This is a genomic window from Spongiibacter sp., from assembly GCF_984394615.1.
Window position 1 is genome coordinate 1 of record NZ_CFHTQA010000032.1, and the last position, 14,388, is coordinate 14,388.

16 protein-coding genes and 1 tRNA gene are annotated in these 14,388 nt (G+C 57.0%); 14 read left to right on the forward strand and 3 right to left on the reverse strand.

What is annotated here, in order from left to right; translation table 11 throughout:
• Positions 1 to 123 precede the first annotated feature (123 nt).
• A complete protein-coding gene (locus tag AC5DB9_RS12025; RefSeq protein WP_272992216.1) occupies positions 124 to 1,524 on the forward strand; it encodes a DUF4384 domain-containing protein in 1,401 nt (466 codons plus the stop codon).
• Between the two features lie 54 nt (positions 1,525 to 1,578).
• Here the strand turns inward: AC5DB9_RS12025 and AC5DB9_RS12030 are convergent.
• A tRNA-Leu gene (locus AC5DB9_RS12030) sits at positions 1,579 to 1,665 on the reverse strand.
• 131 nt (positions 1,666 to 1,796) lie between these two features.
• Between AC5DB9_RS12030 and queA the strand changes: the two genes are divergently transcribed.
• The 5 genes from queA to AC5DB9_RS12055 are packed head-to-tail and all read left to right on the forward strand — an operon-like array spanning position 1,797 to position 5,072.
• The gene (gene queA, locus AC5DB9_RS12035; RefSeq protein ID WP_272992218.1) at positions 1,797 to 2,858 is read left to right on the forward strand and encodes a tRNA preQ1(34) S-adenosylmethionine ribosyltransferase-isomerase QueA; all 1,062 of its coding nucleotides are present in this window, start codon (positions 1,797 to 1,799) and stop codon (positions 2,856 to 2,858) included.
• Positions 2,859 to 2,895: 37 nt separating this feature from the next.
• Complete coding sequence (gene tgt, locus AC5DB9_RS12040; RefSeq protein ID WP_028968548.1) at positions 2,896 to 4,005, forward strand: tRNA guanosine(34) transglycosylase Tgt; 1,110 nt, start codon at positions 2,896 to 2,898, stop codon at positions 4,003 to 4,005.
• Positions 3,998 to 4,315 carry a YqfO family protein gene (locus AC5DB9_RS12045; protein WP_272992220.1) on the forward strand — a complete coding sequence of 106 codons (318 nt, stop codon included), beginning with the start codon at positions 3,998 to 4,000 and terminating at the stop codon, positions 4,313 to 4,315. The genes tgt and AC5DB9_RS12045 overlap by 8 nt, the downstream gene beginning before the upstream one ends.
• A gap of 15 nt (positions 4,316 to 4,330) precedes the next feature.
• Positions 4,331 to 4,885: a gamma carbonic anhydrase family protein gene (locus tag AC5DB9_RS12050; protein WP_272992222.1), complete on the forward strand. Its 555-nt coding sequence runs from the start codon at positions 4,331 to 4,333 to the stop codon at positions 4,883 to 4,885.
• Between the two features lie 4 nt (positions 4,886 to 4,889).
• Entirely contained in the window at positions 4,890 to 5,072 is a 183-nt protein-coding gene (locus tag AC5DB9_RS12055) for a DUF1289 domain-containing protein (protein ID WP_022960354.1), read from the forward strand.
• Positions 5,073 to 5,110: 38 nt separating this feature from the next.
• Here AC5DB9_RS12055 and AC5DB9_RS12060 read toward each other — a convergent pair whose 3' ends face one another.
• Positions 5,111 to 6,391, reverse strand: a complete 1,281-nt coding sequence (locus AC5DB9_RS12060; protein ID WP_272992224.1) for an HlyC/CorC family transporter — start codon at positions 6,389 to 6,391, stop codon at positions 5,111 to 5,113.
• A 76-nt stretch (positions 6,392 to 6,467) separates the two neighbouring features.
• Complete coding sequence (locus AC5DB9_RS12065; protein ID WP_272992226.1) at positions 6,468 to 7,271, reverse strand: cytochrome C assembly family protein; 804 nt, start codon at positions 7,269 to 7,271, stop codon at positions 6,468 to 6,470.
• Positions 7,272 to 7,455: 184 nt separating this feature from the next.
• Between AC5DB9_RS12065 and ffh the strand changes: the two genes are divergently transcribed.
• The 8 genes from ffh (at position 7,456) to AC5DB9_RS12105 (ending at position 14,340) form a co-directional block, all read left to right on the forward strand.
• Positions 7,456 to 8,832 (forward strand): signal recognition particle protein, encoded by a 1,377-nt coding sequence (gene ffh, locus AC5DB9_RS12070; RefSeq protein WP_272992228.1) that lies wholly within the window; start codon positions 7,456 to 7,458, stop codon positions 8,830 to 8,832.
• Between the two features lie 197 nt (positions 8,833 to 9,029).
• Positions 9,030 to 9,278 carry a 30S ribosomal protein S16 gene (rpsP, locus tag AC5DB9_RS12075; protein WP_022960358.1) on the forward strand — a complete coding sequence of 83 codons (249 nt, stop codon included), beginning with the start codon at positions 9,030 to 9,032 and terminating at the stop codon, positions 9,276 to 9,278.
• A 6-nt stretch (positions 9,279 to 9,284) separates the two neighbouring features.
• Complete coding sequence (gene rimM / locus AC5DB9_RS12080; RefSeq protein WP_272992231.1) at positions 9,285 to 9,809, forward strand: ribosome maturation factor RimM; 525 nt, start codon at positions 9,285 to 9,287, stop codon at positions 9,807 to 9,809.
• A gap of 24 nt (positions 9,810 to 9,833) precedes the next feature.
• On the forward strand, positions 9,834 to 10,574 hold the full coding sequence (gene trmD, locus AC5DB9_RS12085; protein ID WP_272992233.1) for a tRNA (guanosine(37)-N1)-methyltransferase TrmD: 741 nt from the start codon (positions 9,834 to 9,836) through the stop codon (positions 10,572 to 10,574).
• 47 nt (positions 10,575 to 10,621) lie between these two features.
• The gene (gene rplS, locus AC5DB9_RS12090) at positions 10,622 to 10,984 is read left to right on the forward strand and encodes a 50S ribosomal protein L19 (RefSeq protein ID WP_022960361.1); all 363 of its coding nucleotides are present in this window, start codon (positions 10,622 to 10,624) and stop codon (positions 10,982 to 10,984) included.
• Positions 10,985 to 11,123: 139 nt separating this feature from the next.
• The gene (gene xerD / locus AC5DB9_RS12095) at positions 11,124 to 12,020 is read left to right on the forward strand and encodes a site-specific tyrosine recombinase XerD (RefSeq protein ID WP_272992236.1); all 897 of its coding nucleotides are present in this window, start codon (positions 11,124 to 11,126) and stop codon (positions 12,018 to 12,020) included.
• 101 nt (positions 12,021 to 12,121) lie between these two features.
• Positions 12,122 to 12,892, forward strand: a complete 771-nt coding sequence (locus tag AC5DB9_RS12100) for a DsbC family protein (protein ID WP_272992238.1) — start codon at positions 12,122 to 12,124, stop codon at positions 12,890 to 12,892.
• Positions 12,893 to 13,032: 140 nt separating this feature from the next.
• Positions 13,033 to 14,340, forward strand: a complete 1,308-nt coding sequence (locus tag AC5DB9_RS12105) for a homoserine dehydrogenase (RefSeq protein ID WP_022960364.1) — start codon at positions 13,033 to 13,035, stop codon at positions 14,338 to 14,340.
• Positions 14,341 to 14,388: the final 48 nt, after the last annotated feature.

Consider the following 14,388-nt stretch of genomic DNA (forward strand, 5'->3'; position numbering starts at 1 on the left):
GCGCGGCTTTGCGGCAGGCGCAACTGGCGTTGAAATCAGGTCAGTACGCCCATCCCTACTACTGGGGCGCATTCCAGCTGACGGGGCAATATGATTAGTTTTGAGGTAATGACAAGAATGGTAATGGCTGCTCAGCGAAAACAGGCTTCATTGGGGATGGCGTTGATTGCGCTGCTCTGTGCTAACAGCAGCCATGCGCAAAACATGGTTGGGCTTGGGTACGGCGATTCCAGAGAAAAAGCTGTTCAGCTTGCTTACGTTGACCTGGCGCAGCAACTGTTCGTTAGAGTTGAATCGATAACCGAAGTTAATCAAACTCTTGAGAGTAGTCGTATTTCCCAGCGCTCGATCTCTGAAACCGATATTCCTCTTTTGCAGGTTCCGGTCAGCTGCTCGGTGACGAGGGCGGAGCACGCATGTCGGGCGGAGTTTGATTCTGTGGCAGCGCGGCCTCGCTACCAGAAGGCGCTGGCGCAAGCGGAAAGCGGCCTGCGTGAAGATTATGCCCGTTATCAGTCGGTAAGTGCGGATGCCAAGTATCCGGCTGGAAAAACCTTGGCCACAGCGTTGAGTAATTATCAAAAGCTTCGCCGCGTCGCCGGTTTTCTGAACTTGGACTCTGATTTTAATCCCCGTGATATCGCCTCGGCTGTGGCGCAATGGCAGGCGTCAGCGCGCTTTAACGTCTCGTCGCTGCGCGCTGCCGCCGAGCTGATTGTTGACGACGTTGCAGAATCGAATGTGAGCGTCGCGCCGCCGTTTGTCCCGGACTCACAAGAGTTGACGCCGTTTGGGCGCGCCTTCCTCAAGGAGCTTGAAACACAGCTGGGTGCCAGGTTGGGCAAGCAGGCACCGCGCTATCAACTGCTTGGCAGTTATGTTGTGAACGAGAAGGGCATGGACCTCAGTTACGAACTGATTGACCTGCAGGGCAACACCACGATGCAGGTAAAACAGATTCACCTGCTGCCGACGGCGTATTCTTCCTATGAGACCGAGCCGAGCTCGATAGATTTTGATCAGCTGTTGCGCAAAGGGTTCGCGGTCTCCAGTGACTTTTCGGTTGCCGTGGCCACCAATAAAGGTATGCGCAACCTGGCCTTTGAAGCAGGGGATTCACTGGAACTACTGGTGAAGCTGAATCGCCCCGGTTACTTCTATGTGGTGGGTTACAGCCGGGAGGATGATGCAGATATTCAATATCTTCTGCCGATTGGCTACGGCCGCGGTCGCGAGCAGTTTGTGCAGTATGTTTCCGCCGATCAGGCTAATCGCTGGGTGTCGCTAGGGGCGTTTGAAGTCGCTCCCCCGTTCGGCACCGAACGCCTGCAGGTTTTTGCTGCGGAAGAAACGCCCATCGACTCGCTGCCGCCACATTTCTACGATGACGAAAGTGGTTACTACCTCATCGGTGAGAACGCTGCTGCACCAAAAGTTGCGGATAGAACGCGAGGGCTGAAACGGATTCGTCAGGAAAGTAAGGCCGAGGCGGAGTCTGTGCTGATCTTTTCAACCTACGAGTGATTCGACGGCTGCTTTTTCAGGTTAGCGCAGGTCATTGGCAACGCAGGAAAGGCATGGTACCAGAGGCCGGACTCGAACCGGCACGCCCGTGAAGGCAAGGGATTTTGAATCCCTCATGTCTACCAATTTCATCACTCTGGCACTGAGATGAGGGCGCGATTATAGCAGCCTTTATCGGGCGGTCAATTCTTTCAAGGACTTAGCGGTCGAAAGTGGTGCCGGAGCGCGATTTCCGTTAACCTTGCGGCCTTTCCTTAACGCCTCCAGACCCCATGCAACGCCGCGATTTTCACTTTGATTTGCCCGATGAGCTGATTGCCCGTTATCCCGCCCAGCAGCGCGATGGTAGCCGTTTGTTGGTGTTGGAGGGCGATGGCGCGGTTCATCATCGTCACTTCCCCGATTTGCTGAGCTATCTGCGCAAAGGCGACCTGTTGGTGTTTAACAACACTCGGGTGATTCCCGCGCGCCTCTTTGGCGCGAAAGAGAGTGGCGGGCGCGTTGAGATACTTATCGAGCGAATGGTGGATGAGCGCCATGCGCTGGCGCACGTGCGGGCCAGCAAGTCGCCCAAAGCGGGCAGCCGTTTGTTTCTCGCCAGTGATGCCGAAGCCGAGGTCAGCGACGCCGGTGTGATGGTGCAGGGGCGCCAGGGGGCGCTGTTCGAACTGGAGTTCGATGCCTCACTCTTGTCACGGCTGGAGGAGTTCGGGCATATGCCCCTGCCGCCGTATATTGATCGCGAGGATGAGGCCTCGGATCAAGAGCGCTATCAGACGGTCTACGCCAGCCGCGACGGCGCGGTAGCGGCGCCTACGGCCGGCCTGCATTTTACCGAAGCGTTCTTGGCGGCCTGCCGGGAGAAAGGCGTCGAGCGAGCCTTTGTGACCTTGCATGTTGGCGCGGGTACCTTCCAGCCGGTGCGCGCTGATGATATTCGCGATCATGAGATGCATGCAGAATATATTGAAGTGACTGAGCAGGTCGCTGAACAGGTCCGGGCTACCCGCGCGCGCGGTGGTCGTGTGATTACGGTGGGGACGACCAGTGTGAGAAGTCTGGAAAGTGCCTCGCAGGGCGGCGAAATTGCCGCTTTCTCCGGTGACAGCCGCATTTTTATTTACCCCGGTTACCAGTTTAAAAGCGTGGATGCGCTGTTTACCAATTTCCATTTGCCTGAGTCGACGCTGATTATGCTGGTCAGTGCACTGGCCGGGCGTGATGCCGTGATGGCGGCTTACCGAGAGGCGGTGGCAGAGCGCTACCGTTTCTTCAGCTATGGCGACGCCATGCTGGTTTTTCCTTCTCAGCAGGAGCGTGACAGTGACGACTGACAGCGGTTCGCAAAGCGCAGGCGGTGGTGATTGCCGCATGAGTTTTACTCTCAGTGGGCAAGATGGTTTAGCCCGCCGGGGTGAACTCGACTTCCCGCGTGGCAAGGTGCAAACGCCGGCGTTTATGCCAGTGGGCACCTACGGCACGGTCAAGGGCATGTTGCCGCGGGATATTCACGAGATTGGCGCGGAAATTATTCTCGGCAATACCTTCCACCTGATGCTGCGCCCCGGTACCGAAGTGGTGAAGGCGCATGGCGATTTGCACGACTTTATTGGCTGGGAAGGTCCGATTCTGACCGATTCAGGCGGCTTTCAGGTGTGGAGCCTGGGCAAACTGCGCAAAATCAGCGAGGAGGGTGTCTCTTTCCAGTCGCCGGTCGATGGTAGCAAGGTCTACATGGATCCGGAGCGCTCCATGGAAGTCCAGCGCGAGTTGGGCTCCGATATCGTGATGATCTTTGATGAGTGCACACCGTATCCGGCCACGGAAGACGAGGCGCGCAAGTCCATGGAATTGTCACTGCGCTGGGCGGCACGCAGCAAAGCGGCCCACGCGGGGAATGATGCGGCGTTATTCGGCATTATTCAGGGCGGTATGTACCCGAACTTACGCAGTGAGTCGCTGGCGGGGCTGCGGGAGATTGGTTTTGATGGCTATGCCATCGGTGGCTTGTCGGTGGGAGAACCCAAAGACGAAATGCTGAAAGTGCTGGATGGGCTGGCTCCGGAGTTGCCACAGGATCGCCCCCGTTACCTGATGGGCGTCGGCAAGCCATCCGATATTCTTGAAGCGGTGATGCGCGGTGTGGACATGTTCGACTGTGTCATGCCCACGCGCAACGCCCGCAACGGTCACCTGTTTACCTCAACCGGGGTGATCAAGATTCGCAACGCGGTGCATCGCTACAGCGACCAGCCGCTGGATGCCAATTGCGACTGCTACACCTGCCAGAATTTCTCCCGCGCCTATCTGCATCATCTGGACAAGTGTCGAGAGATTCTCGGTGCCCAACTCAACACCATCCACAACCTGCGGTACTATCAGAACCACATGGCGGGCATTCGCAAGGCGATTGAAGAGAATCGCCTGGGCGCGTTCGCGGACGAGTTCTACGCAAGTCAGGATGGCAGGGCCGATGTATAAGCTGGTGTTTTTTGTACCCGCTTCACACCTGGATGCGGTGAAAAATGCGGTATTTGCCGCCGGTGCCGGGCAGCAGGGTGAGTATGAGCATTGCTGCTGGCAAACGCTGGGCTATGGGCAGTTCAGACCTTCTGCAGAGGCAAAGCCGTTTATCGGCGAAGCGGGGCGACTGGAGATTGTGCCGGAATACCGGGTGGAGACCCTCTGTGAACCCTCGGCGATTCGCGATGTGCTGAGGGCATTGAAGCGTGCGCATCCCTATGAAGAGCCCGCTTTTGATGTCACTGAAACCGTTACGGTCGTGTTGTAACGCAGGAGAGAGACCATGTTTTATGAGCTAGGTGACCGCAAGGTTGCTCTGAAAGGTGAAGGCCATTTTGTAGCCGACAATGCGACCCTGATCGGCGATGTGGTGCTTGAGGCCGATGTTAGCATCTGGTTTAACGTGGTGATTCGCGGCGACACCGAACAGATTTACGTCAGTGAGGGCAGCAATATTCAGGATGGCAGCATCCTGCACACCGACCGCGGCTTTCCCATGGTGATCGGCAAAAACGTGACCGTGGGCCACAAGGTGATGCTGCATGGCTGTACGGTGGGCGAGGGCAGCCTGGTGGGGATGAATGCGGTGGTGCTTAACGGCGCCAAAATCGGCAAGCGCTGCCTGATTGGTGCGAACTCGCTGGTGACCGAAGGCACAGAGATTCCCGATGGTTCTCTGGTCATGGGGGTTCCCGCCAAGGTGAAGCGTGCCTTGAGCGAAGACGAGCAGGCCGCTCTGGCGTTATCGGCGGAGCATTACGTGCAAAACGGTCATCGTTTCAATGCCGAGCTTTCACCACAAACGCTTGAAAGCGCGTTGGCGGCGGGCAAGGAGTGAGGGCGTGAGCGAAGAAGCGGCTGTTAAATCTCCCTGTATCTCGGTGTGTGCGCTGGATGAGGAAGATATTTGCATGGGCTGCTTTCGCAGCCTGCGTGAAATCAGCGACTGGGCAGATATGGACAATGCCCGTCGCCGAGAGGTTATTGTGCTGGCGAACGAGCGCTGCAAGGCGCGCTACGCGTAGCCGGCTCTGTGTTGATTGGGTTCTGAGCCAAGCAGAGCTTACGCGCGTATGCGCTTGCCCTTGTTTTTCTTCGGGTAGGCGCGCACCAACTGAATCAGGTTTCCCTTCATTTCCATAATTTCGAAGCGATAGGTGTCGATCGTTACACCGACCATGGCTTCTGGAAAGCTTTCCAGTTCTTCGAGCAACAGGCCGTTAAGGGTTTTCGGACCGTCGGTGGGCAGTTCCCATTTCAGGGTTTTGTTGATATCACGAATAGTGGTGGTGCCGTCGATCACAAAGGAGCCATCACTCTGGTGGGTGATGTCTTCGGTGTCGGTGCTCAGGTTCGAGGTGAATTCCCCGACAATTTCTTCCAGCAGGTCTTCGAGCGTCACAATACCCTGCATCACGCCATACTCGTCTACCACAATGCCCATGCGGCGCTTTTGCTTCTGGAAGTTAAATAACTGGGTGTGCAGCGGTGTCCCCTCCGGAATGAAGTAGGGGGAGCGAAGCGCTTTGAGCAGGCGGTCGCGTTGAACACGGCCGTGCTCATCCACGCTGTTGATAATGTCGCGTTGGTGCAATATGCCGACAACATTGTCGATGTCATTCTGAAATACCGGAATGCGGGTAAATTCGGCATCTCGCAGTTTTTCAATGATCGTCGCGGTGTCGGCTTCGATGTCGATGCCGTAAACCTCGTTGCGCGGGATCATAATGTCGTCGACGGTGATGCGCTCCAGGTCGAGAATGTTCAGCAACATGCCCCGGTGATGCTTGGGGATCAGGTGCCCGGCGTCGCCGACGATGGTCCGCAGTTCTTCCATGCCGATATGTTCACTGCCGTCGTTTTTCTCCACGCCGGTAATGCGCAGTACGAACTGGGTAATATGGCTCACCAGCCAGATAATCGGGAACAGCAGTCGGCGCAGTGGCAGCAGAACATGGCTGACCGTGTAAGACACCATTTCCGACTTGTAGGCGGCAATCGTTTTCGGAATGATTTCTGCAAAAATCAGGAACGCCAGTGTGAGCAGAATGGACGCCGGTACCACCGCGTTGTCGCCGTAGAGGCGAATAGCCAGTACGGTGGCGATGGCGGCGGCAAGGTTGTTGACCAGATTGTTGCCAATCAGAATGGTGCTGATCAGGCTGTCCGGCTGCTCAAGCAGGCGCGCGGCGCGCTGAGCCCCGCGATGGCCATTCTTGGCCTTGTGGCGCAGGCGGTAGCGGTTCAGGGACATCATCCCGGTTTCGGAGCCGGAGAAAAAACCGGAAAGCAACAGCAAAGCGGCGAGAATGCCGAATAACAGACCCAGCGGTGCCTCGTTCAAAAAGCCCTAAACTCCTGTGGAAAATGCAGCGCCAATCTTGAAGAAAAAAGCCACGGGGTACAAGCGCGGATGACACTTAGGCCGCGGTTTGAGAAAAGACTATAAGGGCAATCTTGGTGCCCACATAGCCCAGCAGTAATGACGAGAACGCCAGCAGGGTCCAGCGGATAGCCGTGCGGCCCCGCCATCCCAATGCCAGCCGACCGCCAATCAAGACGCCGAGAAACGCCCAGGCCATGATGGAGAACACAGTTTTGTGCACCAGATGCTGGGCAAGCAGATTGTCTACATACAGGCTGCCGGTGAGGATAGCGCCGCTCAGTAATACAAAGCTCATCGCAATCAATTCGAACAGCATGCTCTCCATGGTTTGCAATGGCGGCATGTGGTTAGGCAGGCCGCGAAGCTTGTGCTGACGCAGCATGCGGTCCTGTACCGCAAGTACCAGCGCCTGTGCGGCGGCGATGCTCAGTGTGCTGTAGGCAAGAATCGAGAGAATGATATGGCTGTACATCCCGGCGGAGTAGTGTTCGCCAATTTCTTTTCCGGGCAACAGCAGTTCGAAAACGATAGAGAGCGACGCCAGTGGAAACAGGGCAAGCAGTAAATTATGCAGCGGGCGACGCAGGCTGGTTGTCAGCGTGATCAGGCAGATCATGCCGCTGAGCAGGGAAAATAGCTGAGACAGACCGAGGTCTGCGCCCTCCGGGGTGGCAATGGCCGTAACGGCAGCTATTCCATGGGCGACAACGGCAAACAGGCCCAGGATCAGTGCGCTGGTGCCCAGGCGGCGGTTATTGCCCGTCCGCAGTCGGTGCAGCAGCATGGCGGTAGCCAGCATATAAAAGAAAATCGCGAAGAGACTGCTTGCTATATTCATGAGATCGGCTTTGCCGGTATCCTTTCTGCGCTTTGGGTCTGACCGTGGACTCGGGTATACTTTCGCGTCTTTTCACTGGCCCGATGCTGCGCGTTGCGTCGGGCTGATTGTAAGCGGCTAGGTGTCGACCTGTCGATACGACAGCGGCCTCATTAGCGCAGCCAGCACTCAGAGAGCACATTGCATGTTTGAAAATCTGACCGAACGTTTATCGCAGACCCTGCGCCATGTCTCCGGCCAGGCGCGCCTGAGCGACGACAATATCAAGGACGCGATGCGCGATGTGCGTATGGCGCTGCTGGAGGCCGATGTCGCGCTGCCCGTGGTCAAAGATTTCGTTGACGCCGTGCGTGCTCGGGCGGTCGGCCAGGAGGTCAGTAAGAGCCTGAGTCCGGGGCAGATGTTCATCAAGATTGTCCAGCAGGAGCTGGAACACATCATGGGTGATAAGAATGAGGCCCTGAATTTCTCGACTCAACCCCCGGCTGTTGTACTGATGGCGGGCCTGCAGGGTGCGGGTAAGACCACGTCGGTGGGCAAGCTGGCGAAATACCTCAAAGAGAAAGAAAAGAAAAAAGTCCTGGTGGTCAGCGCCGATATTTACCGTCCGGCGGCGATCAAGCAGCTGGAAACCCTCGCCAATGACGTGGGGGTGGATTTCTTCCCGAGTCATGCCGAGCAGTCGGCTGTCGAGATCGGTCGCGCGGCGGTCGCCGAGGCCAAGCTCCGTTTCTACGATGTGCTGATTGTTGATACCGCCGGCCGACTGCATGTCGATGCCGATATGATGAGCGAGATTCAGGCGCTGCACGGCGAAATCAAGCCTGCGGAAACGCTGTTTGTCGTCGATGCCATGACCGGTCAGGATGCCGCCAATACCGCCAAGGCATTTGGTGAGGCGCTGCCGCTGACCGGGGTGATCTTGACCAAGGCTGATGCGGACAGCCGCGGCGGTGCGGCGCTGTCTGTGCGCCACATCACCGGCAAGCCGATCAAATTCCTGGGTGTTGGTGAAAAGACCGATGCGCTGGATCCCTTTCATCCCGACCGCGTTGCCTCGCGGATTTTGGGTATGGGCGACATTCTGTCGCTGATTGATGAAGCGGAAGCCAAGCTCGACAAGCAGAAAGCCGAAAAGCTGGCGAAGAAGATCAAGAAAGGCAAGAAATTTGACCTTGAAGATCTGCGCGATCAGCTTCAGCAGATGCAGAACATGGGGGGTATCACCGGTATGCTCGATAAGCTGCCGGGGATGGGTAATATGGCGCAAATGGCGCAGAGCCAGATCGACACCAAAATGTTCAATCGCATGGAAGCTATTATCAATTCCATGACGCCTGCCGAACGCCGCAACCCCGATATTCTCAACGGTTCGCGTAAAAAACGCATTGTGGCCGGGTCGGGTACGCAAATTCAGGATTTGAACCGCTTACTCAAACAGCACAAACAGATGGCCAAAATGATGAAAAAAATGGGCCAGAAGGGCGGTATGACCAACATGATGCGCGGTCTTGGCGGCATGATGCCCCCTGGCGGCGGAGGCCGTTTCCCGGGTATGTAATCCCGGTTGAATCCGCCCGCTTGGTGACGGCTTTGACGGCGTGATCGCGGGCTGGCTAAAAAACGGCATAAGCTGTTTCAAATGCGCGGACTTTCCCTTATAATTCCGCGCCTTTACGGCTCCGGGTCGTATTCAGGCTCAGAAATTTCGCAGCAGTCGCCTTGGCGATTGCCCAAAATGTAGGAATTGGAACAAGAATGGTCACTATTCGTTTGGCACGCGGCGGCTCTAAAAAGCGCCCTTTTTACCACCTGACAGTAACTGACAGTCGCACTTCTCGCGATGGTCGTTTCATCGAGCGCGTAGGTTTCTTCAACCCGATCGCCCGCGGTAACGAAGAGCGTCTGCGTGTAGATACTGCGCGTGTTGAGCACTGGGTAGCTCAAGGCGCCCAACTGTCCGAGCGCGTTGCCAAGTTGATCAAAGAAGCGCCGGCTGCCGAGTAAGGCGGGGTGTCGACCTCGGAACAACCGGTGGTGGTCGCCAAGATCAGTACCGTTTACGGGGTTAAAGGGTGGGTGAAAATTCACGCTTTCACCGACCCGATTGATAATTTTTTCGGTTTTAGCAACTTGCTGCTCCGGCGGGGCAAAAAGTGGGATGAGATCGAATTTGATGCGTGTCGCCGCCATGGCAAGGGCATTGTTGCCCATATCAAGGGGGTGGATGACCGCGAGCTGGCCCGGGAGTACAGCGGGTTGGAGCTGGCGGTGGCGGCAGATCAACTGCCGGCGCTGGCCGACGACGAGTACTACTGGCACCAGCTGGTCTCGTTGAAAGTGTATGCCCAGGAGCAGTTACTGGGTGCGGTGGATCACCTGATCGAAACCGGCGCCAACGACGTGTTGGTCGTCAAGCCCTGTCAGGGCAGCATCGATCAGCGGGAACGATTGATTCCCTATCTGCCGGGTGATTTTGTGCAGAACATTGATTTGCACGCGGGAACAATGCAGGTGGACTGGGACCCGGAGTTCTGAGCACCGCAAACGGGGAGCCGAACCATGGATATAGCAGTGGTCACGCTGTTCCCGGAAATGTTTGCCGCAATTAGCGAATACGGGGTAAGTGGCCGGGCGGTGCAGAAGGGCGCAATGACGCTGATCTGCATCAACCCGAGAGACTTTACCCACGATCGTCATCAAACCGTGGATGACCGGCCTTTTGGTGGTGGCCCCGGTATGGTGATGAAGGTTGAGCCTCTCAGTGCAGCGCTAAATGCAGCGCGGGAGAAGTTGGGCAAACCGGCAAAGACGATATACCTGTCGCCGCAGGGGCGACCGCTGGATCAGGCGGCGCTGGCAACGCTGGCAGGGGACGAGGCCTTGATTTTTCTGGCCGGGCGTTACGAAGGCGTGGATGAGCGCCTGATTGAGCGCGAGATTGATGAAGAGTGGTCCATTGGGGACTACGTCATCAGCGGCGGCGAACTGGCTGCCATGGTGATGATTGATGGCATTAGCCGATTGCTGCCCGGTGTTCTCGGGCACGAGCAGTCGGCGGAGCAGGATTCCTTTGCCGAGGGCCTGCTGGATTGTCCGCACTATACCCGACCTGAGGTGTGGGGCGAGGATACGGTTCCTGAGGTGCTGCGCAGCGGCAACCACGGGGCCATACGGCGCTGGCGTCATAAACAGGCGTTGGGTCGAACGTACTTGCGGCGCCCGGATTTGCTCGATACACGCGAGCTGAGCGACGAAGAACAAACACTGCTGGCGGAGTACCTCCGCGAGCGCGACGATTAACAGACACGCTAGCTGTGAAGCTACCAACATTTATTCAGGAGCATGCCATGAGCACCAACAAAATTATCGCCGAACTGGAAGCGGAGCAGACCGCCAAAGAGCTGCCGGAATTCAGCCCCGGCGACACCGTTGTCGTTCAGGTAAAAGTTAAAGAGGGTAACCGCGAGCGTCTGCAGGCCTTTGAAGGCGTTGTGATCGGCAAGCGCAACCGTGCCCTGAACTCTGCTTTCACCGTTCGCAAGATCTCTCACGGTGTTGGTGTTGAGCGTACGTTCCAGACTTACAGCCCGCTGATCGACAGCATTCAGGTTAAGCGCCGTGGTGATGTTCGTCAGGCCAAACTGTACTACCTGCGTGAGCGTAGCGGTCGTTCTGCTCGCATCAAAGAGAAGCTGTCTACCAAAGCCTAAGGGTTTTGAGTCAAGCAGATTCGAAAAGGCAGCCTAGGGCTGCCTTTTTTGCGTTTGGCTCCGTTATTCTGTGTCCATGGATAACGCGGCATTGATCAATACCGCGATAGAAAAGTCATGGCTGAAGAGGTAAGTGATAGTGACGGGAGGCGAGCAGGCTATTATCGACAGTTATGTCGACACGCTGTGGCTGGAGCGTGGGCTTAGCGATAACAGCTTGCAGTCTTATCGCCGGGATCTGCAGCAGTGGTCCGGATGGCTTGTTGGGCGGGGCAGTGGTGTGATGCAGTGCACGCGCGCTGATGTGCTGGCCTATCTCGGCGAACAGCACAAAGCGGGCAAGTCGCCCCGCAGTATTGCGCGTCTGCTGTCCTGTTTGCGTGGATTCTATCGCTATCAGCTCAGGGAGGGGAGGCTGCTGGAAGATCCCGTGGCAGATGTTGATGCGCCCAAGCTGGGTCGCCCGCTGCCGAAATCCCTCAGCGAGACTGATGTAGAGCTGTTGCTGGCGCAGCCGGACGACGACATCGCCGTTGAACAGCGCGACCGGGCCATGCTGGAATTGCTGTACGCCACGGGTTTGCGCGTATCCGAGCTAGTCAGTCTGCGGTTTTCGCAGCTAGGGCTTGCGCAGGGCGTGGTCCGCGTCACAGGCAAGGGGAACAAGGAGCGTCTGGTGCCGATGGGGGAGGAGGCGCTGCACTGTCTTGAGCAGTATCTGCGCGGGGGGCGACCACAGCTGCTCGCCGACGGGGAATCTGATGTGGTCTTTCCCAGTCGCAGAGGGCAGATGATGACGCGCCAAACCTTCTGGTATCGCATCAAGCACTATGCGCTGCGTGCGGGCATTCGCGCGCCGCTGTCGCCGCATACCCTGCGACATGCCTTTGCGACCCACCTTGTGAATCATGGTGCCGACCTTCGTGTCGTGCAGCTGTTACTGGGCCACAGCGATCTCAGCACGACCCAGATCTACACCCATGTGGCCCGCGAGCGCATGCAGGCCTTGCACAGAGAGCATCATCCCCGGGGTTAGGTCACATCGCTGCAGTGAAAAGGGTGAACTAAAGGTGCGCTGAATACTCACAGTGTTATCATCCTGCTTTCGATTTCTGCTGAGTCCCACGGAGAAGTTCCTTGAAGACCCCGAACCCCCGTTTTCGTGTAATCCCGTCACTGTTGCTGGCCCTGGTAACCTCCCTGTTATTTGTCGGTCCCTTGGCCGCTGAGACCAAGACCTTTGTAGATAAGGCCGCCGAGCAGGCTATTCGGGGCGCGTTTAAAAAAGCGCGCCCGGATTTGGCTGTCAGTACGATTGCGACCAGCGAAATCCCCGGCTTGTACCGCGTGGAAATTCAGAATGGACCGACCCTGTACTCCAGCGCCGACGGTCGCTATTTCGTTGCGGGTGAGTTGTTCGAGCTGGGCGAGAACGGCATTGTCAACGTTGCAGAAAAGCGTCTGCAGCCTATGCGTAAAGACATGCTGGCAAAAATCTCGCGCGACGACATGATTATCTTCAGTCCTGAAGGTGAGACCAAAGGCGCGCTGTACGTGTTTACTGACGTGGATTGCGGCTTCTGCCAGAAACTGCATCAGGAAGTTCCGGCGTTGAATGCCAAGGGAATAGAAGTTCGCTACCTTGCTTATCCGCGTCAGGGCGTCGGCACTCCGACATTCAAAAAGATGGTATCAGCCTGGTGTGCAGATGATCGTCTGGCCGCAATGGACGCCATGAAGGCAAGAAAGCCTTACCCGCAAAAGCAGTGTAAAACGCCGATTATTGAGCAATACGAGCTCGGACAGCAGCTGGGTGTAACGGGAACACCGGCGATTGTGACGGAGAGCGGTATGCTGATCCCCGGCTATCGTCCCGCTGAGCAGCTCATTCCTCTGGCATTGCGCTGATCTTCCGGCCCGCGCAGCAGCGCGGGGCCACTTGCGCCATGTTCGGCATGGCGTTTCCCCCCTTTCCTGACATAAAATGGGCGATTGTCACGTGCAGTGCGCTTGGCAGTTGACGTCTTATCCCAACATAAGGAGCAACGGTGAATCCGGTCAAAGTAGGCATATGTGGTCTGGGTACCGTCGGAAGCGGTACGTTTGCAGTGTTAACGCGCAATGCGGCAGAGATTGCTGCCCGCGTGGGTGCCGAGATTGTCGTTGCCGAAATTGGTGCGCGTCGCGACAACCCCAGCTGCAATACCGGCGATGTGGCGATTAACCGCGATATTTTTGCCGTTGCTGAAAATCCTGACATCGACATTCTCGTCGAGCTGATCGGTGGCACGACGGTTGCCAAAGAGCTGGTGCTTAAGGCCATTGCCAATGGCAAACACGTGGTCACGGCCAACAAAGCCCTGATTGCTGAATACGGCAATGAGATTTTCGCGGCTGCTGCAGAGCAGGGCGTGACCGTGGCCTTTGAAGCGGCCGTCGCCGGTGGTATCCCCATCATCAAGGCGCTGCGCGAAGGCTTGGCGGGCAACAAAATTCAGTGGCTGGCCGGCATTATTAACGGCACCGGTAACTTTATTCTGACCGAGATGCGGGAAAAGGGCCGGGACTTTAACGATGTGCTGGCTGAGGCACAGGCGCTGGGTTACGCGGAAGCAGACCCGACCTTCGACGTTGAGGGTATTGATGCCGCTCATAAGCTGGTGATCCTGGCTTCCTTGGCCTTTGGGATTCCACTTCAGTTCGACAAAGTTTACACCGAGGGTATCAGTCGCATTGCGCAGGAAGATGTGACATATGCCGAGCAGCTTGGCTACCGCATCAAGCACCTGGGCATTGCCCGCGATACCGATAACGGCATCGAGTTGCGCGTGCACCCCACACTGATTCCCGAGAAACGCCTGATTGCCAATGTGAATGGTGTGATGAATGCCGTACTGGTTCAGTCTGACGCTGTCGGCCCGACCCTCTACTACGGGGCGGGTGCGGGCAGCGAGCCGACGGCTTCGGCCGTGGTTGCCGACATTGTCGATGTGGCGCGTACCTTGAACGCCGAGCCGGGTCAGCGCGTGCCCTATCTGTCGTTCCAGTCGTCATCGCTGTCCAGCCATCCAGTGCTGCCGATTGATGATGTGGAAACGGCGTACTACCTGCGCATGTCGGCACTGGACAAGCCCGGCGTTCTGTCGCGGGTGGCACAGATTCTCAGTGACGACGGCATCAGCATCGAAGCACTGATTCAGAAAGAGCCCGCCGATGGCGCCAATCTGGTACCGATGATTATCCTTACTAACCGCACGATTGAAGGCAAGCTGTCAGCAGCGGTCAGTCGGATCGAGGGGCTGGAAGGCATCGTTGGCGATGTGACCCGCATTCGCGTCGAATCACTGGCCGGTTAATTCGTGCTGGTCCGGCGACTGGCAAAGCAGGGCGCGGCAGCGCCCCAA

Coding starts and splice junctions, on each gene's coding strand:
- AC5DB9_RS12050 (WP_272992222.1), top strand. CDS start 4,331: ATGTTTTATGAGCTAGGTGACCGCAAGGTTGCTCTGAAAGGTGAAGGC.
- rpsP (WP_022960358.1), top strand. CDS start 9,030: ATGGTCACTATTCGTTTGGCACGCGGCGGCTCTAAAAAGCGCCCTTTT.
- trmD (WP_272992233.1), top strand. CDS start 9,834: ATGGATATAGCAGTGGTCACGCTGTTCCCGGAAATGTTTGCCGCAATT.
- AC5DB9_RS12045 (WP_272992220.1), top strand. CDS start 3,998: ATGTATAAGCTGGTGTTTTTTGTACCCGCTTCACACCTGGATGCGGTG.
- rplS (WP_022960361.1), top strand. CDS start 10,622: ATGAGCACCAACAAAATTATCGCCGAACTGGAAGCGGAGCAGACCGCC.
- ffh (WP_272992228.1), top strand. CDS start 7,456: ATGTTTGAAAATCTGACCGAACGTTTATCGCAGACCCTGCGCCATGTC.
- AC5DB9_RS12065 (WP_272992226.1), bottom strand. CDS start 7,271: ATGAATATAGCAAGCAGTCTCTTCGCGATTTTCTTTTATATGCTGGCT.
- queA (WP_272992218.1), top strand. CDS start 1,797: ATGCAACGCCGCGATTTTCACTTTGATTTGCCCGATGAGCTGATTGCC.
- tgt (WP_028968548.1), top strand. CDS start 2,896: ATGAGTTTTACTCTCAGTGGGCAAGATGGTTTAGCCCGCCGGGGTGAA.
- AC5DB9_RS12025 (WP_272992216.1), top strand. CDS start 124: ATGGCTGCTCAGCGAAAACAGGCTTCATTGGGGATGGCGTTGATTGCG.